The sequence below is a fragment of the Ornithinimicrobium cerasi genome (assembly GCF_003702705.1).
In the GTDB taxonomy this organism is placed as follows: Bacteria; Actinomycetota; Actinomycetes; order Actinomycetales; family Dermatophilaceae; genus Ornithinicoccus; species Ornithinicoccus cerasi.
This window is the reverse complement of sequence record NZ_QZMN01000011.1, coordinates 1-24,530: the sequence shown is the minus strand read 5'-3', so window position 1 is coordinate 24,530 and position 24,530 is coordinate 1. Positions and strand designations below refer to the sequence as shown.

Below are 24,530 nucleotides of genomic sequence, written 5' to 3'. Positions count from 1 at the left end.
TCGGGGAATTCATGCCCTTGTCGAGGTGACCCCGATGGTCGCGCTCGCGGTCGAGAGAGGCCAACCCGTCGTGTCCGAGCAGCCCGAGCAGAACACCAGCCGTCCCGAGCCGGAGGATGCCACGACCGACGTCACGGCAGAGCTTGTGCCGGAGGGTGCCACGACCGACGTCTCGGCAGGGCCCGCGCCGGAGGTCGCCGACGACCTCGGGGCGGAGGCGACCGCGCCGCAGCCGGAGGAGGTAACGGCCGTCCCCGAGCCCGCGCAGGAGCAGCCGGAGGAGGACAGGGCTCCCGAGCCCGACGCCGCTGAGGCTGTCGTCGTCCCCGAGCCCGACACAGCTGAGGCTGTCGTCGTCCCCGAGCCCGACACAGCTGAGGCTGTCGTCGTCCCCGAGCCCGACACAGCTGAGGCTGTCGTCGTCCCCGAGCCCGACACAGCTGAGGCTGTCGTCGTCCCCGAGCCCGACACAGCTGAGGCTGTCGTCGTCCCCGACCCCGACGTCGCTGACGTGGCCGTCTCCGCCGAGCCCGAGCAGGAGCAGGAGCCGGCGGAGCCTGAGCAGGTGCGGCAGCAGGCGGCACCCGAGCCGGTGCCCGCACCGTCCCCGCCGCGGCGACCCGGCCCCTCGCCGGCGATGTTCGCCAGCCGGAAGCCCGTCGCCCCGCGACCGGCGCCCTCGGACGCCTCGTCCGCGACGCCGCCGGCCCCCGTCCCCTCGACACCGAGCGAGTCCGTCCGGCACGGCCGCGTGGGCGAGGACGGAACCGTCTACGTCATCGCCGCAGACGGGAGCGAGCGCGCCGTGGGGTCCTACCCGGACGCTCCGCCCGAGGAGGCCCTGGCCTACTTCGCGCGCAAGTATGACGAGCTCGTCGCCGCCGCTGACCTCCTCGCGCAGCGGGTGGCGCACACCGACGTGTCGGCGCACGACGCCCGGCAGTCGTTGGCCCACCTCACCGAGCAGATCGGTGAGGCGCACGTGGTCGGGGACATCGCCGCCCTCGAGGCGACGGTGGCCTCGCTGAAGGCCTCCATCGCCGCCCGGTCCGCGGCCGAGGCCGAGCAGCGAGCTGCCGCGAAGGTGGCGGCGACGGCGCAGCGGGAGACGCTCGTCGTCGAGGCCGAGGGTCTCGCGGCGACCGAGCCCGCCGCCATGCAGTGGAAGCAGGCCAGCGCCCGCGTGCGCGAGCTGCTGGACGAGTGGAAGGCGCACCAGCGCTCCGGCCCGCGGCTGGACAAGGACGTCGAGGGCGAGCTGTGGAAGCGGTTCAGCGCCGCCCGCACCACCTTCGACAAGGCGCGCAAGGTGTGGTTCGCCCGCCTGGACGAGGAGCACGGGCAGGCCAGGTCGGTCAAGGAGAAGCTCGTCAAGGAGGCCGAGGCCCTCGCGACCAGCAAGGACTGGGGCCCGACCGCGGGTGCCTTCAAGCGGCTCATGCAGGACTGGAAGCGCGCCGGGCGGGCGTCCCGGACGGACGACGACGCCCTCTGGCGCCGGTTCAAGACGGCGCAGGACGCGTTCTTCGACGCCAAGGACGCGGTGGTGGCCGCCGAGGAGGCGGAGTACGTCGAGAACCTCAAGGTCAAGGAGGAGCTGCTCACCCAGGCGGAGGCGCTGAGGATCGACGAGAAGAACCTCGAGGCCGCCAAGGCCGAGCTGCGGCGGATCCAGGACCGCTGGGACGCGGCAGGGAAGGTGCCGCGGGCGGACATCCGCCGCGTGGAGGGCAGGCTGCGGGCGGTGGAGCAGCAGGTCCGCGACCTGGAGGACAAGCAGTGGAACCGGGCCGACCCCGAGCTGACGGCCCGGGCCACGTCGATGGTGCAGCAGCTCGAGCGTCAGGTGCAGGGCCTGGAGTCCGACCTGGCCGCCGCGCGCGCGGCCGGTGACGAGCGGCGGGTCGCGACGCTGGAGTCCGAGCTCGCGACGAAGAAGCTCTGGCTCGACTCGGCCCGCGGCACGCTCAGCTGATGGCAGCGCTGGCCACGTCGGTCACGGAGGTCGCCGCGGGGCTCTGCACCTACCTCGACGCGTCCCCGTCGCCGTTCCACGCCGTCGACAGCGCCGCAGCACTGCTGACCGCGGCGGGGTTCACCGAGATCGCGGAGACCGACCCCACCCCGTCGGGGCCCGGACGCTACGTCGTCCGGCGCGGTGGTTCCCTGCTCGCCTGGTCCACCGCGGAGGTGGGGGACGCGAGGTCCCCGCACACGCCATACCGGGTCGTCGGTGCGCACACGGACTCCCCCAACCTGCGGATCAAGCCGCGCCCGGACTGGGCGCGCGCGGGGTGGCAGATGCTCGGCGTGGAGGTCTACGGCGGGGCGCTGACCAACTCCTGGCTGGACCGCGACCTCGGGCTGTCCGGGCGGGTGGCGGTGCGGGACGCCCGGGCGCCGGGGGGCGTAGGGCAGCGTCTGTGGCGGGTCGACGAGCCACTGCTGCGGGTCTCCCAGCTCGCCATCCACCTGGACCGCACGGTGCGGACCGAGGGTCTGCAGCTCAACGACCAGGCCCACCTCGCCCCGCACTGGGGGTTGGGTCTGGAGACGGGCGCGCGGCGGACGTTCCGGTCCTGGCTCGGCGAGCAGATCGACGTCGACGCCGCCGACGTGCTGGGTTTCGACGCGATGACCCACGACCTCACGCCGGCACGGCGGATCGGGCCGGACGGTGATCTCCTCGCCTCGGCACGCCTGGACAACCTCGCCACCTCCTACGCCGTGGTGCGGGCCCTGCTCGAGGCTGTCGACAACCCGTCGCCCACTCCGTGCGTACCGGTCATCGTGCTCTTCGACCACGAGGAGGTCGGGAGCACGTCGGAGCGCGGCGCGCAGTCGACCTTCCTGCCGGCCTGGCTGGAACGGATCGTCCTCGCGGCGGGCGGCACCCGGGACGACTACTGGCGGGCCCTGGCCGGGACGGTCGTCGCGTCCGGGGACATGGCGCACGCGACGCACCCCAACTATGCCGAGCGGCACGAGCCGGAGCACCCGATCCTCATGAACGCCGGGCCGGTGCTGAAGGTCAACGCCAACCTGCGCTACGCGACGGACGCGCTCGGGGCGGCGGCGTTCGCGCTCGCGTGCGAGCAGGCGGGGGTGCCGATGCAGACGTTCGTGACCCGCTCCGACCTGCCGTGCGGGTCCACGGTGGGACCGATGACGGCGGCGCTGACGGGGGCGACGACCGTGGACTTCGGGGCGCCTGTGCTCTCGATGCACTCGACCCGCGAGATCTGCGGCACCCTGGACCAGGCGGCCTACGCCGCCGCCCTCGCCGCCTTCCTGGCCCCCGCGTAGGGCGGTCGCGCGCCGCTCAGGCGGGCCGTTCCCGGCGGTGGGGGTCGGTGTGGGTCGTCCCGGTGATCCGGTAGGCGTCCAGGACGGCCGGGACCCGTCGCACCGAGCGGAGCACGGCCTCCAGGTGCGAGGGGTCGGCCATCTCGAAGGTGAACTTGCTCAGCGCCACCCGGTCCCGGTTCGTCTGGACGGCCGCCGAGAGGATGTTCACGTGCTGGTCGGAGAGCACCCGGGTGATGTCGGAGAGCAGACGCGGCCGGTCGAGCGCCTCGACCTGCATGTTGACCAGGAAGAGCGAGCTCGCCGAGGGCGCCCAGGCCACCGGGATGATCCGCTCCGGGTGCCGCTGCAGCTGCTGGGCGTTGGTGCAGTCGGTGCGGTGGACCGAGACCCCGCGCCCGTGGGTGACGAAGCCCATGATCGGGTCGCCCGGGACGGGCGTGCAGCACTTGGCGAGCTTGACCCAGACGTCGTCCGTGCCGACGACCGTCACGCCCGGATCGGTCTGCTTGACGCGGCCCCGTTGCGGCCGGACGGCCTCCGCGAGATCCTCCTCGGCCCCGTCGTCGCCGCCGACCGTGGACAGCAGCTGGGAGACCACGTGCTGCGGCGAGACGTGCCCCTCGCCGACCGCGGCGTACAGCCCCTCGATGTCCTTGTAGCCCAGCGTCTCCCCGACCGCGCTGAGCGTGTCGTGCGACATGAGCCGCTGCAGCGGCGCGTTCTGCTTGCGCAGCACCCGGGCGATCTGGTCCTTGCCGGCCTCGACCATCTCCTCGCGGCGCTCGCGGGTGAACCACTGCCGGATCTTGTTACGGGCCCGCGCGCTCTTGACGAAGCTCATCCAGTCGCGGCTCGGCCCGGCGTCCTCGGCCTTGCTCGTGATGATCTCGACGACGTCACCGTTGGTCAGCTCGGAGTCCAGCGGGACCAGCTTGCCGTTGACCCGTCCGCCGACGCACTTGTGCCCCACCTCGGTGTGGACCGCGTAGGCGAAGTCGACCGGCGTCGCCCCCGCGGGCAGGGCGAGCACGTCACCGCCGGGCGTGAAGACGTAGACCTCGGCCGCGCCCATCTCGTAGCGGAGCGAGTCGAGGAACTCCCCCGGGTCGGCGGTCTCCTGCTGCCAGTCGATGAGCTGGCGCAGCCACTGCATACCCTCCAGCGCTCCCGGTCCCCCGTCCGAGCCGGGGCTCGCCCTGGTCCCGTCGGGGCTCTGCTCCTTGTACTTCCAGTGCGCTGCGACGCCGTACTCCGCGCGGCGGTGCATCTGGTGGGTGCGGATCTGGATCTCGACCGGGTTGCCCTGCGGTCCCATGACCGTCGTGTGCAGCGACTGGTACATGTTGAACTTCGGCATCGCGATGTAGTCCTTGAACCGTCCCGGCACCGGGTTCCACCGGTTGTGGATGGCGCCGAGCACCGCGTAGCAGTCCTGGATCGAGTCCACGAGCACGCGCACGCCCACCAGGTCGTAGATCTTGTCGAAGTCGTGCCCGCGCACGATCATCTTCTGGTAGACGGAGTAGTAGTGCTTCGGGCGCCCGGTCACCGCGGCCCGGATCTTGCTCTCCCGCAGCTCCTCGTTGATCTCCCCGCGGATCTCGGCGAGCAGCTCCTCGCGCGCCGGCGCACGCTGCGCGACCATCCGCACGATCTCGTCGTACACCTTCGGGTAGAGCTGGGCGAAGGACAGGTCCTCCAGCTCCCACTTGATGGTGTTCATCCCGAGCCGGTGCGCCAGCGGAGCGTAGATCTCGAGGGTCTCCTGCGCCTTGCGGGCCGCCGACTCGGCCGAGACGTAGCGCCAGGTCCGGGCGTTGTGCAGCCGGTCGGCGAGCTTGATGACGAGGACCCGGATGTCGCGCGCCATCGCCACGACCATCTTGCGCACCGTCTCGGCCTGCGCCGCGTCGCCGTAGGTCATCTTGTCGAGCTTGGTCACCCCGTCGACCAGCATCGCGATCTCGTCGCCGAAGTCGGTGCGCAGCTGCGCCAGGGAGTATGACGTGTCCTCCACGGTGTCGTGGGGCAGGGCCGCGGCGATGGTCGAGGGGGTCATCCCCAGCTCGGCGAGGATGGTGGCGACGGCCAGGGGGTGTGTGATGTAGGCGTCGCCGCTCTTGCGCCGCTGGCCGGAGTGGGCCTCCTCGGCCACGGCGTAGGCACGCTCGATGAGCGCCACGTCGGCCTTGGGGTGGGTCGCGCGGACCGATCGCAGCAGCGGCTCCAGCGCCGGCGTGCTGGAGGGCCGACGACCGGTGCCCAGCCGGGTCCAGCGTGGGCGCAGGCCTCCGCCCACCCTGCTGGGGGCGCTGGAGGAGGCGGCCGCGTCGGTCATGGACAGATGATAGTTGTCCCCGCTGGGTCGCCCGGCCGCCTCTAGATGGTGACGACCGAGTGGACCTCGTAGCCGGCGAGCTTCGCCCGGCCCTGGAGCGCCCCGATCTCGAGCACCAGCTCGATCGCCGCGACGCTGGCGCCGCAGCTCTCGACGAGCTCGCAGGTCGCGGCGAGCGTGCCGCCCGTGGCGAGGACGTCGTCGACGACGAGCACCCGCTCCCCGTTGGAGACGGCGTCCTGGTGGATCTCCAGGGTGGCGGTGCCGTACTCCAGGGCGTAGGACACGCTGTGCACGGCCGAGGGGAGCTTCCCCTCCTTGCGCACCGGCACGAAGCCCACCCCCAGCTCGTGGGCGATCACCGCCCCGATGATGAAGCCGCGGGCCTCGATCCCGGCGACCACGTCGACCCTGCCGCGCTGCCGAGCCACGGTGTCGGCCACGATCCGGTCCCGCAGCTCATGGTCGAGCAGGATCGGGGTGAAGTCCTTGAACACGACGCCGTGGATCGGGAAGTCCGGGATGTCTCTCATCCCCGCCACGACGTCCTGCGCGAGCGTGAGGTCGGTGGTCCCCGGGGTCTGTGACATCGTCCTGCGCCGTCCTGCGGGTGGTGGTCAGCCGCGCGGCTTGCGCCGGGGCTGGTTGCGCGGGCCGCGCTGGGCGTAGGGGTGCAGCGGCCGGCCCTGGGGGGCCGTCGACGGCGCCGGCCGGGCAGGGGCCGGGGTGCCGACCGTGGCCGTCTCCCGCTGCCCGGCGTCCCCGACATCCTCGACGTCGCCGCCGGCCACGGACGGGTCGTGCGCCACCTCGTCCTCCGGCTGATCGACGGCGCGGCGCCCGGCTCTGGCCTCGCCCCGCGCCCGGCGCTTGAGCACCGTGGCGTCGTGCTTGCGGATCGCCGGCTCCCCCTCCCGGAGGTGGACGAGCAGCGGCGTCGCGATGAAGATCGAGGAGAAGGTGCCGACCGCGATCCCGATGAAGAGGGCCCAGGCGAGGTCGACGAGCGTGCCCGGTCCGATGAGCGTCACGCCGATGACGAGGATGACGAGGACGGGCAGCAGCGCGACGACCGAGGTGTTGATCGACCGCACGAAGGTCTGGTTGACCGCCTGGTTCGCCGCCTCCCCGTAGGTGGCGCGGTGCGTGTCGAGCGCCTGCTCGGTGTTCTCGCGGACCTTGTCGAACACGACGATCGTGTCGTAGATCGAGTAGCCGAGGATGGTCAGGAACCCGATGACCGAGGCCGGCGAGACCTCGATGCCGAGCAGCGCGTAGACCCCCACGGTGAAGAGGACGTCGTGGATGAGGGCGACCAGCGCGGCGGCCGCCATCTTCCAGGTGCGGAAGTAGAGCGTCAGCACGACGGTCACCAGCAGGAGGAAGATCACCAGGGCGATGAGTGCGCGCTGGGTGACGCTCTCGCCCCACGACGGCCCGACGAGGGAGCTGGTGACCGACTCCACGGGCACCGAGAACTCCTGCGCCAGGTCGGCGCGGAGGTCCTCGGCCTGGCCGGCCTCCATCTCCCCCGTCTGGACGCGCACGGTGTCGTCACCGATGAGGGTGACCGTGGTGGTCCGGTCGGGGACGTTCTCGTCGACCAGGTCACCCGCCCGCTGCTCGTAGCCGTCGATCTGCGAGACCCCCAGCACGCGCAGCTCGGTGCCGCCGCTGAACTCGATGCCGAAGTTGAGCCCGCGCCCGAACAGCCCCAGCAGGGACACGACGACGAGGACGGCGGACACGGCATACCAGAACCGGCGCCGCCCGACGATGTTGAAGGAGCGCCTGCCCGAGTACAGGTCGTTGCCGAACTGGCTGAACCGCGACATCAGACCACACCGCCTTCCAGCTCTTCACGGGTATGCCGCCGCCGCCCGGGCGCGACCGCGTCCGGCTCGCGGAACTGGCCCCGACCCAGGTAGGTCGAGCGCTTGGCACCGAGCCGCTCGGGCTCCATGCCGGACCACTTCCGGCCCTCGCCGAAGAACGGGGTGTTGGCGAGCATGCTCACGACCGGGTGCGTGAACATGATCACGACGAGGAGGTCGATGAGGGTGGTCAGGCCCAGGGTGAACGCGAACGCCTTCACGCCGGACTCGGACAGGTAGTACAGCACCGCCGCCGCGATGAGGTTGACGACGTCGGAGATGATGATCGTGCGGCGCGCCCGGTCCCAGCCGGTGTCCACGGCATACCGCAGCGGCCTGCCGGAGCGCACCTCGTCGCGGACCCGCTCGAAGTAGACGATGAAGCTGTCCGCGGTGACGCCGATGGCCACGATGAGACCGGTGACGCCGGCCATCGTGAGGCGGAAGTTCGTCGCCCAGCCCAGCAGCGTGACCGACCCGTAGGCCAGCAGCGCCGCGACGAGCAGCGAGGCGACCGCGACGAGGCCGAGCGCGTGGTACTGGACCAGCATGAAGGCGAAGACGAGCAGCAGGCCGACGAGCCCGGCGACGAGGCCCCAGCGCAGCTGCTCCCCGCCGAGGGTGGGGCTGATCTGCTCTGAGGTCTGCACCTCGAAGCTCAGCGGGAGCGCGCCGAACTTCAGCTGGTTGGCCAGCGTCTGGGCGGTCTCGGGGGTGAAGTTGCCGGTGATGGTGGCGATGCCGTTGCTGATGACGCTGCGCACGGTCGGGGCCGAGATGACCTCGCCGTCCAGGACCATGGCGAAGCGGTTCTGCGCCGCACCCTCCTGGAAGCCCATGAGCCTGCTGGTGACCTCACCGAAGGCCTGGGTGCCCTCGTCGTCGAAGGTCAGCACGACCTCCCAGACGCCGGTGACGACGCCCTGCTGCAGCTGCTGGACGCCGGACGTGGCGTCCACGAGGTTGGCGCCGCTGAGCTCGACGGGGCCGAGGATGTACTTCTCGTCGCCCTCGGCGGAGCAGACCACGAGCGGCTGACCGGCCGGGGCGCCCGCGGCAGCGTCGGCGATCTCCTCGGCGTCCGCGGCGCAGTCGGCCTCGACGAACTGCTGCTGCACCTCGGGGGTGATCTGCGCCAGGTCTGAGGGGTTGCTTGCCGGTGGCGCCGGCTCGACCGGGGCGGTGGTCTGGGACGCGTCGTCATCACCGGTGGTGGCGGCGCCGTCGGTGGAGGTCGACGCCGGCAGCCGTTCGCCGCCACGGTTCTCCTCGGTCTGGACGGCGTCGTCGGTGCCGTCGCCCTCCTCGACGCTCTCCGGGGCCGGAGGAGCGAGCTGCTCGACCTGCTCCTGGCGCTGCTCGGAGGGCAGCGGGAGCTCGCGCGGGACCTGGGGCTCGGCGCCGGTCGGCGCGACCGGCTGGGCCACCAGGACGGGCCGGAACACCATCTGCGAGGAGCGGCTGAGGGCCTCCAGCTGGTCCGGCGTCGGGTTGCCGGGGATCGCGACGGACACGTTGGTGCCGAGCCGGCTCACCTCGGCCTCGGCGGTGCCGGTGCCGTCGACGCGGCGCCGGATGATGTCGATCGCCTGCTCCAGCTGGTCCGCGCTCACCGACTGGCCGTCGTCCGTCTGCGGCGCGAGGACGACCTGACGGCCGCCCGCGAGGTCGAGACCGAGCTGCGGGGTGAGCTGGGCCTGCGGCTCGCCCCACAGGTTGGCCGCGCCGATCCCGGCGTAGAGGCCGACGGTCAGCACCAGCAGGGCGAGGAGGGTGCGCAGGGGGCCGCGGAGCCGAGGGTTGCGGGCCTTCTTCGGGCGGGGCTTCCCGGGCTTGCCGGAGCCGGCGGCGGACCGACGACGGGAGGTCGTGCGGCCGGTCGTCGAGGAGAGACCGGGCAGGTCCTCGTCCTGGCGACCGGGGACGGACGTCGACATCAGGCGCTCTCCCCCGGGCCGTCGGCGTCCGTGGGGTCCTGCCGGGCGGCACGTGTGGGCTCCGGCGGCACCACGGCGCGGCGGCTCACGCGCACCACGACCCCGGGGGCCACCTCGAGGTGGACGATGTCGCCGTCCAGCTGGGCGACGCGGCCGTAGATGCCGGCCGCGGCCATGACCTCGTCACCCACGGTGAGGCTGGACTGCGCCTCGGTGACCGCCTTCGCGCGGCGACGCTGGGTGAACATGAGCCACAGCAGCACCACCACCGGCAGGGCGAGGATGAGGATGCTCAGCGAGCCCCCACCTGGGGAGGCGGCGGCGGCGGCCAGTGGCGTCATGAGTCGGAACCTTTGTCTCTTCGCGTCGTTCGGTGCTCGCGCGGCACCGGCCCGGTCCGTCCGGACGCGGGCACCCGGGGCAGTCTAGGTGAGCGGGCCGGGCCGACCAAAGAGGTGTGCGGCGCGGTCCCGAGATGGGTGCTCAGGAGGAGAAGCGGCCGGACGTGCCCCGCTCCCCGGGCTCGAGGGGCAATGCCTCCTGGCCGGTCGCTGCCGACCCCGGCGCCGAGCCTGACCAGGCACCCACGGCGTCGGCGGGAGGGGTGAGGCCCAGGTGCTCCCAGGCGCTCACGCTGGCCGCCCGGCCGCGCGGGGTGCGGATCATGAAACCCTCGCGGACGAGGTAGGGCTCGGCGACCGTCTCCACCGTGTCGGGCTCCTCCCCCACGGCGACGGCGAGGGTCGACAGGCCGACGGGTCCGCCCCCGAACCGGTTGCACAGAGCCTCCAGCACCGCCCGGTCCAGCCGGTCGAGCCCGAGCGCGTCCACGTCGAACAGCTCCAGCGCGGCGCGCGCGGCGGGGTCGTCGACGACGCCGCGCCCGTGGACCTGGGCCCAGTCGCGCACCCGGCGCAGGAGCCGGTTGGCGATGCGGGGCGTGCCGCGCGACCGCGAGGCGATCTGGCGTATGCCCTCCTCGTGCGCCTCGATCCCGAGCAGGTCGGCGTTGCGGGTCAGGATCGTCACGAGGTCGTCGGTGGCGTAGAAGTCGAGGTGCCCGGTGAAGCCGAAGCGGTCCCGCAGGGGGGCGGGCAGGAGGCCGGCGCGCGTGGTGGCCCCGACCACCGTGAAGGGCGGGAGCTCCAGGGGGATGGCGGTGGCGCCGGGGCCCTTGCCGACGATGACGTCGACGCGGAAGTCCTCCATCGCGAGGTAGAGCATCTCCTCGGCCGGTCGGGACATGCGGTGGATCTCGTCGAGGAAGAGCACCTCTCCCTCGACCATGCTGCTGAGCACGGCCGCCAGGTCGCCCGCGTGCTGGATGGCCGGGCCGCTGGTGATCCGGATCGGCTGCTCGAGCTCCCCCGCGATGATCATCGCCAGGGTCGTCTTGCCCAGCCCCGGCGGACCGGAGAGGAGCACGTGGTCCGGCGGCGAGCCCCGCCTGCGGGCCGCCTCGAGGACCAGGCCGAGCTGCTCGCGCACCCGCTGCTGGCCCGGGAAGTCGGCGAGCCGTCGGGGTCGCAGCGCCGCCTCGACCTGACGCTCCTCGTCGTCGCCGCGGGGGTCGACCATGCGACCCACCCCGGGGTCCTCCCCCGCGCCGAACCCGATCTCGTGGGAGGCGTCGTCGTAGGTCACCGGCCCAGCTCCCGCAGCGCGGCGCGCAGGACGGCCGCCACCTCGCTGGGCGCGCCGGGCGCGCCGGTGACCCGCTCGACCGCGTCGCCGGCCTGGCGCGCGGACCACCCCAGCCCCTCGAGGGCGGAGCGCACCTGCTGCGAGACGGCGTCCTCGGGGGCGCTGGGTGCGGTGACGCCGACCCCCGGCTCCACCCCGGCCACCAGGATCTTGTCCTTGAGCTCCAGGACCAGCCGCTCGGCCGACTTGCGGCCGATGCCGGGCACCTTGGTCAGCGCCGCGAGGTCGGCCCGGGCGATCGCGGCCCGGACAGCGTCGGGCGCGTGCACGGAGAGCATCGCCAGGGCGAGCCGTGGGCCGACCCCGGAGACGGTCTGGACCTGCTCGAACAGTGCCTTCTCCGCCGTCCGGCGGAAGCCGTAGAGGGTCAGCGACTCCTCGCGCACCACCATCGTCGTCTCGAGGGTGACCTCGTCCCCGGTGCGGCACTCCGTCGCCGTGGCCGGGGTGGTGTGGACGAGCAGGCCGACGCCGCCGACCTCGACGACGACGTGGTCGAGTCCGACGTGGCGGGCGGTGCCGCGCACCGATGCGATCACGGGGGGGTCCTCCTGGCTGGGGTGGACGGACGGGAGGCCCGGGCGGCCGCGGCCCGGACCGAGGTGCGGTGCTGGGCGTGCAGCTGGGCCAGCCGGTTGGGCTGGCCCGAGCGTGCGGCGTCCTCGGCCTGCTGGATGCGGTTGCTGGTGGTGCCGGTCGCGCTCGTGAGGTCGCCCGAGCGCCACAGGTGGCAGATGGCCAGGGCGAGGGCGTCCGCCGCGTCCGCCGGCCGCGGCGCCTCGGCGAGCCGCAGGATGCGGGTCACCATGTGGGTCACCTGGGCCTTGTCGGCCCGGCCGTTGCCGGTGACCGACGCCTTGACCTCGGAAGGGGTGTGCAGGCCCAGGGGCAGCCCCAGGCGTGCCGCGGCCAGCATCGGGACCGCGGAGGCCTGCGCCGTGCCCATGATGCCCTTGATGTTGGCCTTGGCGAACACGCGCTCCACCGCGATGGCGTCCGGGGACCAGTCGGCCAGCCACTGGTCGATCTCGGTCTGCACGGAGAGCAGGCGGTCCTGCGGGTCGTCGCCCGGAGGGGTCCTGATCACGCCCACCGCGACCATCCGCAGCTGACGGCCCGGGAGCCCCTCCACCACACCCAGCCCGCACCGGGTCAGTCCGGGGTCCACGCCGAGGACGCGCACGAGGGCCTCCTGACTGGGACGGGATGTGGACAGGTGTTCGCACCCCAGGCTACGCGGCGGGCGGCCTCCCCCCGCGCCGCGACACGCACGGCATACCCCGTCCGGCCCGCAGGGCCGTCAGTCGGCGTCGAGCTCTGCGAGGACCTCGTCCGGGATGTCGGCGTTCGTGTAGACGTTCTGCACGTCGTCGCAGTCCTCGAGGGCGTCGACGACCCGCATCACCTTCCGTGCGCCGTCCGCGTCGAGCTCGACCTCCATGGTCGGCACGAACGTCACCTCGGCGGAGTCGTAGTCCAGGCCCGCGTCCTGCAGGGCGGTGCGGACGGCGACGATGTCCGTCGCCTCGGAGAGGATCTCGAAGGAGTCCCCGAGGTCCTGGACGTCCTCGGCGCCGGCCTCCAGGACGATCTCCAGCAGCGCGTCCTCGGTCGCCTCCGCGCCCTCCTGCGTCTTGGCCACCACGACCTGGCCCTTGCGGTTGAACAGGTAGGCCACCGAGCCGCTGTCGGCCATCGAGCCGCCGTTGCGGGACAGCGCGGTGCGCACCTCCATGACGGCGCGGTTCTTGTTGTCGGTCAGGCACTCGATGTACAGGGCGACGCCCCCCGGCGCGTAGCCCTCGTAGGTGAGCGCCTCGTAGCTGGCGCCGCCCGCCTCTGCGCCGGAGCCGCGCTTGACCGCCCGGTCGATGTTGTCGTTGGGGACCGAGGTCTTCTTCGCCTTCTGGATGGCGTCGAAGAGGGTGGGGTTGCCGGCGGGGTCACCGCCGCCGGTCCGGGCCGCCACCTCGATGTTCTTGATGAGCTTGGCGAAGAGCTTGCCCCGCTTGGCGTCGATCGCGGCCTTCTTGTGCTTGGTCGTCGCCCACTTGGAGTGCCCACTCATCGCTGGTCCCTTTGCTGCCTCGAGGATCTGGTCGCCGCGCCGCAGCCGTGAGCGCTGCGAGCCGGCTGTCGATGCTACCTGCCGGACGGGGTATGCCTCCCCGCCCGCCTCGTCCGTCGCGCTGCGGGCGGTGGTCGGGATCCAGGAGCCGGGCTTACCTGCCCTACGGCCTGGTCTCACCGACAGACACCGTCGACCGGCCGCGCGACGAGGTGATCGAGGAGCTGTTCCGCAACGAGTGGGACGTGGATCCGGGTGTCGTGAGGGCATCGGCAGAGGTATGCCGGTGCGCGCCTCACGCGCGGCCGTCGACCATGCGCACGAAGAGGTCGTGCACGCGGTGGTCGTCGGTCACCTCCGGGTGGAAGGACGTCGCCAGGAGGGGCCCCTGGCGGACGGCGACGGGGTGGCCGTCCGCCCGCGCCAGCACCTCGACGTCGTCGCCCAGGCGCTCGACCCACGGCGCGCGGATGAAGACCGCGCGGAACGGCCGGTCCGCGTCGTCCAGCCCCTCCACGTGCAGGTCGGTCTCGAAGGAGTCGACCTGGCGGCCGAAGGCGTTGCGCCGCACCGTCATGTCGATGCCGCCGAAGGTCTGCTGCTCGCGGTGGCCGTCGAGGATCTCGTCGGCCAGCTGGATCATCCCGGCGCAGGACCCGTAGACCGGCATCCCCTCGGCGATGCGCCGGCGGATCGGCTCGTGCAGCCCGAAGATGCGGCACAGCCGGTCGATCGTCGTCGATTCACCCCCCGGCACCACGAGGCCCGCGACGTCGGCGAGCTCCTGAGGACGCCGCACCGGTCGTGCCTGCGCCCCGGCGGCCGCCAGGGCGGCGATGTGCTCGCCCACGTCGCCCTGGACCGCGAGTACCCCGATCACCGGGGCGTCCGCGTCTGCCGCGCGGTCGCCCGCCGTCACCACCCGCGCTCGGCGAGGCGGTGCGGGACCGGGATGTCGTCGACGTTGATGCCGACCATGGCCTCGCCCAGCCCGCGGGAGACCTGGGCCACGGTGTCGGGGTCGTCGTGGAAGGTGGTCGCCTTGACGATGGCCGCGGCGCGCTGCGCGGGGTTGCCGGACTTGAAGATGCCGGAGCCGACGAAGACGCCCTCGGCGCCCAGCTGCATCATCATCGCGGCGTCCGCCGGGGTCGCGATCCCGCCCGCGGTGAAGAGCACGACGGGGAGCTTCCCGGTCTCGGCGACCTCCTTGACGAGGTCGTAGGGAGCCTGGAGCTCCTTGGCCGCGACGTAGAGCTCGTCGTGGGACAGCGAGGTGAGACGCCGGATCTCGCCGCGGATCGCGCGCATGTGGGTGGTGGCGTTGGAGACGTCACCGGTGCCGGCCTCACCCTTGGAGCGAATCATCGCCGCCCCCTCGGTGATCCGGCGCAGGGCCTCGCCGAGGTTGGTGGCGCCGCAGACGAAGGGCACGGTGAAGGCCCACTTGTCGATGTGGTTGCTGTAGTCGGCCGGGGTGAGGACCTCGGACTCGTCGACGTAGTCCACGCCCAGGCTCTGCAGCACCTGCGCCTCGACGAAGTGGCCGATGCGGGCCTTGGCCATGACCGGGATCGAGACGGCCTCGATGATGCTGTCGATCATGTCGGGGTCGCTCATCCGCGAGACGCCGCCCTGGGCGCGGATGTCCGCGGGCACGCGCTCCAGCGCCATCACGGCGACAGCGCCGGCGTCCTCGGCGATCCGGGCCTGCTCGGCGGTGACGACGTCCATGATGACGCCGCCCTTGAGCATGTCGGCCATCCCGCGCTTGACGCGCGTGGTGCCGGTGGCGTGGGTGGTGGGCTCGCTCATCGCAGGGTCTTCCTCGTGCTCGGTGGGGTCGGCCAGGGGCCGGTGTCGGGGTGCGGCGCGTCGGGGGACCGCGTCGCGCACGGCCCGTCGATCCTACGTCCTGCGCCTGGGTGCCCCCGACTGGCCTCAGCGGTCCGACCAGGCCGTGACCAGCTGCTGCCGCACGTCCTCGATCAGCTGGGGCAGCGCCTTCGTCTGCGCGACGATCGGCAGGAAGTTGGCGTCACCCGTCCAGCGCGGCACCAGGTGCTGGTGCAGGTGGGCCGCGACCCCGGCCCCGGCAACCTCGCCCTGGTTCATGCCGAGGTTGTAGCCGGTGGGGTTGCCCGCCCGCGTCATCGCGCGGATGGCGCCCTTGGTCAGCGCCGTGAACTCCGCCGTCTCCTCCTCGCTCAGGTCGACGTAGAGGGACAGGTGCCGGTAGGGGCAGATGAGCAGGTGCCCGGGGTTGTAGGGGAAGAGGTTCATCACCACGTAGCAGTGCTCGCCACGGTGCACGATCAACCCCTCGTCGTCCTCCTTGTCCGGGGCCGCGCAGAACGGGCACCCCTGCCCCGCGTCCTTGCTGGGGCGCTCGCCCTTGACGTAGGCCATGCGGTGCGGCGTCCACAGCCGCTCAAAGCCGTCGGCCGCGCCGGGGAGCTCGTCGGCGTTCGTCAGCGACGGTGGGTCCTGCGTCATGCCGCGCATCCTACTGACCGTCCCGACCGGCACCCGGGAAGAGCAGGGGACGCTGCGGGGTTGGTCCGGGTATGCCGATCTCCTCCCAGTCCCCCACCTCGCCCGAGTCCTCGATCACCACCGCGGTCCGCGAGGCCGGGCCCGCCGCATACCGGACCGAGCGCAGCGAGTGGGTGGCGCGCCAGCTCGAGGCTATCGACGCCGCCGGGGACACCCGCGCGGTGGACGTCCAGGGCCGCCCGGTCGTCGTGGTGACGATGCGCGGCGTCCGCACGGGCCTGCTGCGGCGCGTCCCCCTGATGCGCGTCGAGCACGCCGGGAGCTATCTCGCGGTCGCCAGCAAGGGCGGTGCCCCTGAGCACCCCGCGTGGTTCCACAACCTCGTCGTCGGCGGGGAGGTCCTCGTCCAGGACGGCACCGACCAGCACGTCCGGGCCGTGCGCCTGCTCGAGGACGGGCCGGAGCGGGACGCCTGGTGGGCGCGGGCGGTCCAGGCGTTCCCGTCCTACGCGGACTACCAGGTCAGGACCGAGCGGCTCATCCCGGTGTTCGTGCTGGAGCCCGTCTCCCCCGTGTGACGTCGTCAGTCCCGTCGGCTCTCCACGACCCGGTTGTCCGGGCCGGGCGCCTCCGGCAGCTCGCTGGCCCGCACCAGCCGCAGCGCGGTGACGAAGACCAGCCCGCCGATCATGTTGAGCGGCACGACGTACCAGAACCACCCCAGCCACTCCGCGTAGGTCACGGACCCCTCGGCATGGATGGCGCCGAAGATGAGGATGGAGTCGAGGACCGAGTGGAAGAGGGAGAGCCCGGCCAGGAGGAACCCGGCGGCGAACGCCGCCACCACCTTGACCCCGTCCGACTCGGTGCCCTGCTGCATCCGGGTCAGCACGGTGATGACGATGCCGCCGAGCAACGACAGCGCGACCGCCCGGCCGTCGAGGGGGGCGTCGACGAAGTGCCGCGCGCTCTCCTCCAGCACCTCGTGGAACTCGGGGAAGGCCTGCACGACGAGCCACATGAAGACCCATCCCCCGACGAGGTTCGTCAGGAGGGTGACGCCCCACAGCCGCAGCAGTTGCCACCAGGTCCCCCGGCCGGCGAAGAGCGCCATCACGGGGAGCAGGAAGCCCTCGGTGAACAGCTCGCTGTGGGCGAGGTAGAGGGCCACGAGGCCGATGCCGAAGGCCAGCCCCGCCAGCAGGTGGTTGCCCGTCTCGTGCAGCACCGCGAGGTAGGCGAGGATGCCGAGCCCGATCTCCAGGCCGCCGAAGATCCCGGTGGTGACGAGGGCTCTCCAGCCGCGGTGGAGCTTCTCGGCGCCCTTCTCGACCGTGGCGGAGAAGGACTCGTCGACCTCCGCCTCGGCCCGGGCCGCGGTCGGGTCGACGGCGCCGTCGGCGTCCTGCGCCACCTTGTCGTCGGTCCCGCGCAGGTCCTTCTCGCTCATCGTGGCTCCTCGGTGGCGGTGGGAGGTGGCTCAGGGCCGCGTCGGGAGGCTGACGCGTCGCTGCCCGAGCACGTCGGCGCGGGCCGCGTCCAGCACGGCGGCCGGCAGCTGGACCCAGGGCGCCACGTCGACGGCACGGAACCCCTCCCGGCCGCCCCAGGTGACGACCGTGCGGACCAGGGCGAGGGCCACGGCCTCGGGCGCGACCCCCGAGCCGAGGGGCTCGAGGGCGACCAGCTCCGGCGAGCCGGTGCCCAGGTGCGGCAGCACGGGAAGGCGGCAGAGCGCCATACCGACGTGGTCCTCCTCGCACTCGGCCACCCAGGCCGGGAAGTCGTCCGCCCGCTCGTGCCAGGCGGCACCCATCCGCTGCACGTGGTCCGGCGCGGCCACCCCGTGCCGGCGCAGCGCCTGCAGGTGCAGCGCCGCCAGCAGGAAGGTCTCCTCCTGGGTGACCCGGCGCACGCGGACCCGTGAGGCGTCCTCCCCCAGGGACGGCACGTCAGACCTGCACGCGGTCCCGGACGGCGCGGACGATCCGCTCGACGGCCGCCTCGACCGGAACCGCGTTCTCCTGCGAGCCGTCGCGGAACCGGAAGGACACCGCGCCCGCGTCACGGTCCTCCCCGCCGGCGATGAGGATGAAGGGCACCTTCGACCGGCTGGCGTTGCGGATCTTCTTGGGGAAGCGGTCGTCGGAGAGGTCGAGCTCGACCCGGATCCCCTCCGCGCGCAGGCGGGCGGAGACGTCCTTGAGGTAGTCGTCGAAGTCCTCGGCGACCGGCACCCCCAGCACCTGGACCGGCGCCAGCCACGGCGGCAGCTGGCCGGCGTAGTGCTCGATGAGGACCCCGATGAAACGCTCGACGGAGCCGAACTTGGCGGAGTGGATCATCACCGGCTGCTGGCGGGTGCCGTCCGCGGCGGAGTACTCCAGGCCGAAGCGTTCGGGCTGGTTGAAGTCGTACTGGACCGTGGACATCTGCCAGGTGCGCCCGATGGCGTCCTTGGCCTGGACGGAGATCTTGGGTCCGTAGAAGGCCGCGCCGCCGGGGTCGGGCACCAGGTCGAGCCCGGACTCGCGGGCCACCTGCTCCAGCACCGCGGTGGCCTCGGCCCACTGCTCGTCGGTCCCGATGAACTTGTCCTTCTTCTCTCCGGTCTCGTCGCGGGTCGACAGCTCCAGGTAGAAGTCGGTGAGGCCGAAGTCGCGCAGCATCCCGAGCATGAAGTCGAGGAGGTGCCTGACCTCGCCCGGCGCCTGCTCACGGGTCACGTAGGAGTGCGAGTCGTCCATCTCCAGCCCCCGCACACGGGTCAGACCGTGGACCACCCCGGACTTCTCGAAGCGGTAGACGTGCCCGAACTCGAAGAGCCTCAGCGGGAGCTCGCGGTAGGAGCGCTGGCGTGAGCGGTAGATGAGGTTGTGCATCGGGCAGTTCATCGCCTTGAGGAAGTAGCGCTGGCCGTCCTCCTCCATGGCCGGGAACATCGTGTCCTCGTAGTAGGGCAGGTGCCCGGAGGTGTGGAACAGGCCCTCCCTGCTCACGTGGGGGGTGCCGACGTACTCGAACCCCTCCTCGATGTGCCGCTGCCGCGCGTAGTCCTCCATGACCCGCTTGAGGACGCCGCCCTTGGGGTGGAAGACCGGGAGTCCGGCGCCCAGCTCCTCGGGGAAGGAGTAGAGGTCCATCTCCGCGCCGAGGCGACGGTGGTCGCGGCGCTCCGCCTCGGCGAGCCGCTCGAGGTAGGCCTTCAGCTCGTCCTTGCTCGGCCAGGCGGTGCCGTAGATCCGCTGCAGCTGGGGGTTCTTCTCGCTGCCGCGCCAGTAGGCGGCGGCGCTGCGCATGAGCTTGAAGGCGTTGCCGATGATCTTGGTGGTCGGCACGTGGGGTCCGCGGCACAGGTCGCCCCAGACCACCTCGCCGCCGCGGTCGACGTTGTCGTAGATCGTCAGCTGGCTGCCGCCGACCTCGACGCTCGCGCCCTCGGCCACGTCCTCGGCGGCGCCGCCCTTGAGCCCGATGAGCTCCAGCTTGTAGGGCTCCCCCGCCAGCTCGGCGCGCGCCGCCTCGTCGTCGACCTCACGGCGGGAGAAGGTCTGGCCGGCGTTGATGATCTTCTGCATCGAGCGCTCGAGCAGCTTGAGGTCGTCCGGGGTGAACGGCACCTCGACATCGAAGTCGTAGTAGAACCCGTCGCGGATCGGGGGGCCGATCCCCAGCCGGGCGTCGGGGAAGGTCTCCTGGACCGCCTGCGCCAGCACGTGGGCGCAGCTGTGCCGCAGCACCTCCAGGCCGTCCGGCTCGCTGACGAGGACCGGCTCGACGACGTCGCCGTCGGACAGCACGGTGGCGAGGTCGCACAGCTCGCCCCCCACGCGCGCGACGACGACCTGCCGGTCGTCGGCGAAGAGGTCGCCCGCGGTGGTGCCCTGCTCGACCGTCCGCTCGCTCGCGGCGACGTGGACGGTGATCTGGCTGGGCACGGGTGCGCTCCTCGGGTGTGCGGGTGTGCGGCACGGCATCTCGGGGTATGCCGTGCCCGTCCGGCCGGGTCGGCCGGTGCCGCCCCACACTACCGCCAGGGCGACGGCATACCTGCGCGGTTATCGTCTCCGCGTGGGACACGTCGAGGACCGGGAACCACCGGACGGGATCACCAGGCACTTCACCGTCGCGGTCTTCGTCGTCGCGGACAGGCACGTGGTGCTGCACCCGCACCGCAAGCTCGGGATCTGGCTCCCGCCGGGCGGCCACATCGAGCCGCACGAGCTGCCGGACGAGGCCGCGCTGCGGGAGACGCTCGAGGAGACCGGGTTGACGGTGCGCCTGGTCGGTGCGCCGGGGATCGACCACGACCCGCCCGGGTCACCCCGCCAGCTGCTGCGCCCCGAGGGGATCCAGGTGGAGGACATCTCCCTCGACCCGCCCCACCAGCACATCGACCTCATCTACTTCGCGGTGCCGACGGCCGCCGGTCCCGGTCCGGGGCTGCCGGTCCTCGCCGGGGAGGACGGCATGGAGTGGGTGGACGCCCCCGGGTTGCTCGAGCGACCGGTGACGGAGGAGGTCCGAACCTGGGCCCGGCTCGCGCTGGAGACCGTGCACCGGCGGCTCCGGGGCCGGCCGGAGGCGGAGCGTCAGTTGCCGAAGGCCTCCTCGAAGGCGGACTCGAGCTCCGGCGTCGCCGGACCGCTGTAGCCGCAGCCGTTGACCTCGCCCCCGGCGGCGGTGATGAGATAGCGACGGTCCACCTCGAGAGTCGGGGTGCCGAGGAGGGCCTCCATCCCTCCCGTGGACGTAATCGCCACCCGGTCGGCGTCGCCCCCGGCGTACCAGCGGTCCACCTCCAGGGTGGCGACCGAGCCGTCGACCTCGACCACGGTGCCGGCGAACGCCGGGCTCATCCCGGCGAGGGTGCCCACGTCGAAGACGATGCAGCTGGCTGCCGCGTTCCCGCCCGTGGCGGTCAGCTGCACCGTCTCGCCGGAGGAGCACCCGGCCAGAGAGAGGCCGAGCACCCCCACGACGAGCGCGGGAGCGCGGAGCCGGCCGCTGGCAGGCCGGGCAGGTGAGGGGTGGGTCGTCGGTGTGCTCATGCCCCGGTTCTGTGCGCCCGGGGGCCGTTGCTTCACCGGGGTGAGCGACCAGACAGCGTCGTCGTGGGACGGGTCACAGACACTGGCGCCGGGCGGTGCTTGGCTGGGTGGGCACGAGGAGGTGCGTCATGAGTGGAGCGGAGCACCGGGGCCGGTCCGTCCTGGTCGTCTACGAGTCGGCCTGGGGCAACACCAGGGAGATCGCGGAGGCGGTCGCCGATGGCCTCGGGGTGGGGGCCCGGGCCGTGGCCGTCGCCGACGCGCCACCCCTTGCGGACGTCGAGGTCGACCTGCTCGTCGTCGGCGGTCCGACCCACGCGTTCGGGATGAGTCGCGCGTCCACGCGCGAGGACGCGCACCAGCGGGGCGGTGCCCAGCTGGAAGTGGGTATCCGGGAGTGGATGGACGCGGCGGACAGCTGTGGGTTGCCCGTCGCGACCTTCGACACCCACACCCGGCACCCCAACCTCCCCGGCACGGCGAGCAAGGCCGCGGCGAGGAAGCTGACGGCTCTGGGATGCAGGCTGGTCGCGCCACCGGAGAAGTTCTGGGTCAACGGTGCGGAGGGCCCGCTGCTGGACGGCGAGACCGACCGCGCCCGGCAGTGGGGCAAGAGGCTCGGTGGCGCGCTCGGGTCCTCCGGCTGACGGGGCCTGCGACGCCGGCGGCTTGAGAAGAGCCTGCTGCGCGTTGCTCTCCCCCGGCCCTACCAGCCTGTCGGCTGCTGCGGTGCGACGAGCCAGAGGGCGAGGGACGAGGTCCTGGCCGGACCCCGACCGTCCCCCTGGACACCTAGCCGTAGTGGTACCGGCAAGCGGCGATCCGGACCTCGTCGCCCGCGACCTTGTAGACGAGTCGGTGCTCGTCGGTGAGGCGGCGCGACCAGTAGTCGGCGAAGTCGTGCTTGAGCGACTCCGGCTTCCCTATCCCCTCGTCGCCGTTGCGCTGGATATCCTTGAGCAGCAGATCGATGCGCGTAAGAACCTTGCGGTCCTGCGACTGCCACCAGAGGTAGTCCTCCCAGGCGTGCTCGTCCCAGACCAGCAGCACTCGGTCAGTCCGTCTCGAGCAGCTCGCGCGTCTGCCCCCGACCTGCCTCGAGGCGCTCCATGGCGTCCAGCAGCCGCCTGGCGTTGGCGGGCGAGCGCATGAGGTAGGCCGTCTCGCGCAGCGATTCGTAGTCCGCCAGGGAGACGATGACGACCGGCTCATGACCCGCGCGGGTGATCACGACCTCCTCGCGGTCGTCCGTCACGCTGTCGAGGACCTCCGCATACCGGGCTCGCGACTCGGTGTAGCTCATCGTCTTCACATCGACCTCCTGTACAGATAACCGTACGACGGGACGCATGCGTCAACGCGTGGTCACAGGCCCACCGCCGTGGACGCACCCTTCGCCTTGGACGCCGCCCAGAACCGCGTATGGGTTGCCTACCGTGGGGGCCGCAGCGGCCATCAAGGGCGTCCATCTGAAACGTGCCCGACACGCTGCGCAAACGAATCACGGCCTGACCAGGCGCTTCTGCTGATCAGGAAGTGGTCGGTGCTGGTGGACGTGAAGGGTACTGGCGCTCCTTGGCGAGGCCGACTAGTTCTTCCGGAGTTACCCGCGGGCCGAACTCGCTGATGAAACTGATCCCCCGGTCCCGAACTGCGAGACAAAGCGAAAGAGGGTTTGGGAAAGTTCGAAACTTGGTAACCAAGCCTGGCGTGACGGCATCAAAGTACCTTTGACATGCCTTGCAGAAACAATTTGCCTGGATACGGTTCCCATCGCCGCTCATGGGCCATAGGTTCGAAGCATCAATGGCGATTCCTCGGACGCTTCCCGAGTATGAGGAACTACTTTCCAGGCTACATCGAGAGCGCTACCAAGGACAGCGGCCGCCACCTCTCGCGCTCGCGCATTTCCGATGCAGAACTGAGCCGCTGAGGTACCGATGATGTTCGTGATCTGTAGGCTTTCGACGGGGAGAAAGTCAAAATCCGGTCGCATCGTCAGAACAAGGTCGTACCCATCTGCGGTGATGGCTGCAGCGATGCTTCCGGAATCAGGATACTCTGGGGAAAGGTTGGCCAGGTCCGACATGGGTGCCGCCAAGCCCTCGACGGCGACGAGAAGCCCCGACGGTTCCAAGGCAGGAATCGCAATCGCAGTCGGGCGCGTTCCCCATCGCTTCTCGAAACCGGCAATCAACTCTGACAAGGGGCGGCCACGCAAGACGAGCAAGGATGGTATATCCATACTCGCTCCACCAGCATGCTCACCAGCGGAAGATATTGAGAACCGCCGTCGGGTCATTTTCAATCACCTTTCGCTAAGAGTCGTCGAGCAAGGGGAGTCGGGTGGCACTTGCCGGCGCTATCTACTCGGATGAGGCCAGTTGACGTCAATTGAGGCACCTCATCGGGCCATGCGGACGCCCGAGGGTCGTCCAATAGTTTCCGGAGTGTGGCTAACTGCCCTTGAGTCAATTCCGAACCGAGCATTGCCTCCGTCACCTGCTCGGCAGATTCTGCCGCGCGATGTGCGGTCTCTGAGATTTCCGTGAGCGCCACGGCCTGATCGCGCCTCATTGTGGTAATTTCCGAGAGTATCTTCTCTGACTCCACGCGAGCCTTCGCCGTCTGAGAATCGATAAGTCGAATCTCAGCAGCACGCTTGGCCCCGCCTAGAAACCAGTTCACTACAGCCACGACTGCGCCCCCGGCCAGAGCTCCAGGACACGGCAGCCGAGCCGCGGCAGGTGCTCACCGACATCGTCGCCCGCGACGGCCGTGCCCACTCGGCCACGACCGTCGACCGGGGCGACGCCGACCAGCTCCTACGACAGGGGGTGCTGGCCTACCAGGACGCCCTGACCGTCCTGGCCCAGGACCACCTCGGTTCACAACGGTTGGCGGCGCTGGACGACGCCCTCGAGCGGTGGCTACCGGGCCTCACCGGGCAGCCGGCCTACCCGCACCTGCGGGGCCAGCTCGCGCTGCGCTGGGTCGACGGAACCCCGCCGCAGACTGTGATCGAGGAGGCCACCTGGTTTCGCGGGAGGGACAGCCTGCTCGAGGCCGAGGACCCCGCCGCCGCTCTCGCCTGGCGCATCGCCGGCACCACCCCACCGTCTCACCGGGACGCGCCGCTGCCGTGGCTGCCCGACGTCCCACCAGCGCTACGCCAGGACGCGGAGACGAGCGGCTACCTCGACCGGCTCACCCACCGAGTCCAGCAACTCGTCGAGCGCGTCGCCGATGAGGCGCGGCAAGCCGGTGCGTCAGACCGGGTGTCCTGGCAGCGGACCCTGCCTCCGGACGTCGACGGCCACCTCATCGGCGACCTCGCCGTCTGGCGCGCCGCCCACGGCATCCCACCCACCTACCCAAGTCCCACTGGCCCGCCCATGAAGGAACCCGACGCAGCCAGACACCAGAGCCGACTCGCGCGGCGCCTGAGCGGCCCGACCCCGTCCGTCACCACGCCGACTCCAGACCCAGCGGGCGACAGGCTGCGAGCCAGCCAGAGACGAGCGGAGCGTCACAGCCTCCATGGGGGCCCCTGACACGAGGTGTCCCGCCGCCCCCGGTGATCGGTCGACCCGGCGAAGGCTGATCCTGTCGTGCGCACGGGCGATACATTGCTGTACCGCCGAATACAGGGCGCTGGCTGAGCCTACATGCGGGCCGCCGGGGTCAAGTCCGGTGAAGTGGTGTACGACGGTGATCCCTCGGTGGGGTTGATCAGGCCGTCAGTGCGGGGAC

24 protein-coding genes are annotated in these 24,530 nt (G+C 71.6%); 6 read left to right on the top strand and 18 right to left on the bottom strand.

Features of this window, described 5'->3' with window-relative positions:
- The first annotated feature begins 34 nt into the window (after positions 1-34).
- Both D4B81_RS13055 and D4B81_RS13050 read left to right on the top strand, forming a co-directional pair.
- Positions 35-1,975, top strand: a complete 1,941-nt coding sequence (locus tag D4B81_RS13055; protein ID WP_122263044.1) for a DUF349 domain-containing protein — start codon at positions 35-37, stop codon at positions 1,973-1,975.
- On the top strand, positions 1,975-3,306 hold the full coding sequence (locus tag D4B81_RS13050) for a M18 family aminopeptidase (protein ID WP_122263043.1): 1,332 nt from the start codon (positions 1,975-1,977) through the stop codon (positions 3,304-3,306). Before D4B81_RS13055 ends, D4B81_RS13050 begins: the two co-directional genes overlap by 1 nt.
- 16 nt (positions 3,307-3,322) lie before the next feature.
- Here D4B81_RS13050 and D4B81_RS13045 read toward each other — a convergent pair whose 3' ends face one another.
- The 12 genes from D4B81_RS13045 to D4B81_RS12990 form a co-directional block, all read right to left on the bottom strand.
- On the bottom strand, positions 3,323-5,647 hold the full coding sequence (locus tag D4B81_RS13045; protein WP_202613693.1) for a RelA/SpoT family protein: 2,325 nt from the start codon (positions 5,645-5,647) through the stop codon (positions 3,323-3,325).
- A gap of 41 nt (positions 5,648-5,688) precedes the next feature.
- Positions 5,689-6,237 carry an adenine phosphoribosyltransferase gene (locus D4B81_RS13040; protein WP_122263041.1) on the bottom strand — a complete coding sequence of 183 codons (549 nt, stop codon included), beginning with the start codon at positions 6,235-6,237 and terminating at the stop codon, positions 5,689-5,691.
- Positions 6,238-6,264: 27 nt separating this feature from the next.
- On the bottom strand, positions 6,265-7,482 hold the full coding sequence (secF, locus tag D4B81_RS13035; RefSeq protein ID WP_122263040.1) for a protein translocase subunit SecF: 1,218 nt from the start codon (positions 7,480-7,482) through the stop codon (positions 6,265-6,267).
- A complete protein-coding gene (gene secD, locus D4B81_RS13030; RefSeq protein ID WP_122263039.1) occupies positions 7,482-9,458 on the bottom strand; it encodes a protein translocase subunit SecD in 1,977 nt (658 codons plus the stop codon). The genes secF and secD overlap by 1 nt, the downstream gene beginning before the upstream one ends.
- Positions 9,458-9,799, bottom strand: coding sequence for a preprotein translocase subunit YajC (yajC, locus tag D4B81_RS13025; protein ID WP_122263038.1), 342 nt, complete (start codon positions 9,797-9,799; stop codon positions 9,458-9,460). The genes secD and yajC overlap by 1 nt, the downstream gene beginning before the upstream one ends.
- A 142-nt stretch (positions 9,800-9,941) precedes the next feature.
- Entirely contained in the window at positions 9,942-11,036 is a 1,095-nt protein-coding gene (ruvB, locus tag D4B81_RS13020) for a Holliday junction branch migration DNA helicase RuvB (RefSeq protein ID WP_122263143.1), read from the bottom strand.
- Between the two features lie 62 nt (positions 11,037-11,098).
- On the bottom strand, positions 11,099-11,701 hold the full coding sequence (ruvA, locus tag D4B81_RS13015) for a Holliday junction branch migration protein RuvA (RefSeq protein WP_122263037.1): 603 nt from the start codon (positions 11,699-11,701) through the stop codon (positions 11,099-11,101).
- Complete coding sequence (gene ruvC / locus D4B81_RS13010; RefSeq protein ID WP_097187408.1) at positions 11,698-12,345, bottom strand: crossover junction endodeoxyribonuclease RuvC; 648 nt, start codon at positions 12,343-12,345, stop codon at positions 11,698-11,700. The genes ruvA and ruvC overlap by 4 nt, the downstream gene beginning before the upstream one ends.
- A gap of 117 nt (positions 12,346-12,462) precedes the next feature.
- A complete protein-coding gene (locus D4B81_RS13005; protein ID WP_097187407.1) occupies positions 12,463-13,230 on the bottom strand; it encodes a YebC/PmpR family DNA-binding transcriptional regulator in 768 nt (255 codons plus the stop codon).
- Positions 13,231-13,525: 295 nt separating this feature from the next.
- Positions 13,526-14,110, bottom strand: coding sequence for a pyridoxal 5'-phosphate synthase glutaminase subunit PdxT (pdxT, locus tag D4B81_RS13000; RefSeq protein WP_202613692.1), 585 nt, complete (start codon positions 14,108-14,110; stop codon positions 13,526-13,528).
- A 35-nt stretch (positions 14,111-14,145) separates the two neighbouring features.
- Positions 14,146-15,045 (bottom strand): pyridoxal 5'-phosphate synthase lyase subunit PdxS, encoded by a 900-nt coding sequence (gene pdxS / locus D4B81_RS12995; RefSeq protein WP_097187404.1) that lies wholly within the window; start codon positions 15,043-15,045, stop codon positions 14,146-14,148.
- Positions 15,046-15,171: 126 nt separating this feature from the next.
- Positions 15,172-15,726, bottom strand: coding sequence for an HIT family protein (locus D4B81_RS12990; RefSeq protein ID WP_122263036.1), 555 nt, complete (start codon positions 15,724-15,726; stop codon positions 15,172-15,174).
- Between the two features lie 71 nt (positions 15,727-15,797).
- Here D4B81_RS12990 and D4B81_RS12985 point away from each other — a divergent pair, with 71 nt between their 5' ends.
- Positions 15,798-16,304 (top strand): nitroreductase/quinone reductase family protein, encoded by a 507-nt coding sequence (locus D4B81_RS12985; RefSeq protein WP_122263035.1) that lies wholly within the window; start codon positions 15,798-15,800, stop codon positions 16,302-16,304.
- A gap of 5 nt (positions 16,305-16,309) precedes the next feature.
- Here D4B81_RS12985 and D4B81_RS12980 read toward each other — a convergent pair whose 3' ends face one another.
- From D4B81_RS12980 to thrS, 3 genes are read right to left on the bottom strand one after another with little or no spacing between them, the layout of a single operon-like run.
- Entirely contained in the window at positions 16,310-17,176 is an 867-nt protein-coding gene (locus D4B81_RS12980; RefSeq protein WP_122263034.1) for a formate/nitrite transporter family protein, read from the bottom strand.
- A 30-nt stretch (positions 17,177-17,206) separates the two neighbouring features.
- Positions 17,207-17,677, bottom strand: coding sequence for a hypothetical protein (locus D4B81_RS12975; protein ID WP_122263033.1), 471 nt, complete (start codon positions 17,675-17,677; stop codon positions 17,207-17,209).
- 1 nt (position 17,678) lies between these two features.
- Positions 17,679-19,664: a threonine--tRNA ligase gene (gene thrS, locus D4B81_RS12970; protein ID WP_122263032.1), complete on the bottom strand. Its 1,986-nt coding sequence runs from the start codon at positions 19,662-19,664 to the stop codon at positions 17,679-17,681.
- A gap of 133 nt (positions 19,665-19,797) precedes the next feature.
- Here thrS and D4B81_RS12965 point away from each other — a divergent pair, with 133 nt between their 5' ends.
- On the top strand, positions 19,798-20,379 hold the full coding sequence (locus D4B81_RS12965; RefSeq protein WP_202613691.1) for an NUDIX hydrolase: 582 nt from the start codon (positions 19,798-19,800) through the stop codon (positions 20,377-20,379).
- On the opposite strand, the gene D4B81_RS12960 is transcribed toward D4B81_RS12965, so the two are convergent.
- Positions 20,319-20,777 (bottom strand): hypothetical protein, encoded by a 459-nt coding sequence (locus D4B81_RS12960; RefSeq protein ID WP_161965159.1) that lies wholly within the window; start codon positions 20,775-20,777, stop codon positions 20,319-20,321. The two genes, D4B81_RS12965 and D4B81_RS12960, sit on opposite strands and share 61 nt — an antisense overlap.
- A gap of 128 nt (positions 20,778-20,905) precedes the next feature.
- Between D4B81_RS12960 and D4B81_RS12955 the strand changes: the two genes are divergently transcribed.
- Positions 20,906-21,424 carry a flavodoxin family protein gene (locus tag D4B81_RS12955; RefSeq protein ID WP_122263030.1) on the top strand — a complete coding sequence of 173 codons (519 nt, stop codon included), beginning with the start codon at positions 20,906-20,908 and terminating at the stop codon, positions 21,422-21,424.
- A gap of 145 nt (positions 21,425-21,569) precedes the next feature.
- Here D4B81_RS12955 and D4B81_RS12950 read toward each other — a convergent pair whose 3' ends face one another.
- Complete coding sequence (locus tag D4B81_RS12950) at positions 21,570-21,827, bottom strand: Txe/YoeB family addiction module toxin (RefSeq protein ID WP_122263029.1); 258 nt, start codon at positions 21,825-21,827, stop codon at positions 21,570-21,572.
- A 4-nt stretch (positions 21,828-21,831) separates the two neighbouring features.
- Positions 21,832-22,089, bottom strand: a complete 258-nt coding sequence (locus D4B81_RS12945; protein WP_097187395.1) for a type II toxin-antitoxin system Phd/YefM family antitoxin — start codon at positions 22,087-22,089, stop codon at positions 21,832-21,834.
- A 1,435-nt stretch (positions 22,090-23,524) separates the two neighbouring features.
- On the opposite strand from D4B81_RS12945, the gene D4B81_RS12940 reads away from it, so the two are divergent.
- Positions 23,525-24,331 carry a hypothetical protein gene (locus D4B81_RS12940; protein WP_122263028.1) on the top strand — a complete coding sequence of 269 codons (807 nt, stop codon included), beginning with the start codon at positions 23,525-23,527 and terminating at the stop codon, positions 24,329-24,331.
- Positions 24,332-24,530 lie beyond the last annotated feature (199 nt).

What these genes read in the sequence shown, in the direction of transcription:
- D4B81_RS13055 (WP_122263044.1), top strand. Translation starts at nt 35, where the DNA reads ATGGTCGCGCTCGCGGTCGAGAGAGGCCAACCCGTCGTGTCCGAGCAG.
- D4B81_RS13050 (WP_122263043.1), top strand. Translation starts at nt 1,975, where the DNA reads ATGGCAGCGCTGGCCACGTCGGTCACGGAGGTCGCCGCGGGGCTCTGC.
- D4B81_RS13045 (WP_202613693.1), bottom strand. Translation starts at nt 5,647, where the DNA reads ATGACCGACGCGGCCGCCTCCTCCAGCGCCCCCAGCAGGGTGGGCGGA.
- D4B81_RS13040 (WP_122263041.1), bottom strand. Translation starts at nt 6,237, where the DNA reads ATGTCACAGACCCCGGGGACCACCGACCTCACGCTCGCGCAGGACGTC.
- secF (WP_122263040.1), bottom strand. Translation starts at nt 7,482, where the DNA reads ATGTCGCGGTTCAGCCAGTTCGGCAACGACCTGTACTCGGGCAGGCGC.
- secD (WP_122263039.1), bottom strand. Translation starts at nt 9,458, where the DNA reads ATGTCGACGTCCGTCCCCGGTCGCCAGGACGAGGACCTGCCCGGTCTC.
- yajC (WP_122263038.1), bottom strand. Translation starts at nt 9,799, where the DNA reads ATGACGCCACTGGCCGCCGCCGCCGCCTCCCCAGGTGGGGGCTCGCTG.
- ruvB (WP_122263143.1), bottom strand. Translation starts at nt 11,036, where the DNA reads ATGGTCGACCCCCGCGGCGACGACGAGGAGCGTCAGGTCGAGGCGGCG.
- D4B81_RS13005 (WP_097187407.1), bottom strand. Translation starts at nt 13,230, where the DNA reads ATGAGTGGGCACTCCAAGTGGGCGACGACCAAGCACAAGAAGGCCGCG.
- pdxS (WP_097187404.1), bottom strand. Translation starts at nt 15,045, where the DNA reads ATGAGCGAGCCCACCACCCACGCCACCGGCACCACGCGCGTCAAGCGC.
- D4B81_RS12990 (WP_122263036.1), bottom strand. Translation starts at nt 15,726, where the DNA reads ATGACGCAGGACCCACCGTCGCTGACGAACGCCGACGAGCTCCCCGGC.
- D4B81_RS12985 (WP_122263035.1), top strand. Translation starts at nt 15,798, where the DNA reads ATGCCGATCTCCTCCCAGTCCCCCACCTCGCCCGAGTCCTCGATCACC.
- D4B81_RS12980 (WP_122263034.1), bottom strand. Translation starts at nt 17,176, where the DNA reads ATGAGCGAGAAGGACCTGCGCGGGACCGACGACAAGGTGGCGCAGGAC.
- D4B81_RS12960 (WP_161965159.1), bottom strand. Translation starts at nt 20,777, where the DNA reads ATGAGCACACCGACGACCCACCCCTCACCTGCCCGGCCTGCCAGCGGC.
- D4B81_RS12955 (WP_122263030.1), top strand. Translation starts at nt 20,906, where the DNA reads ATGAGTGGAGCGGAGCACCGGGGCCGGTCCGTCCTGGTCGTCTACGAG.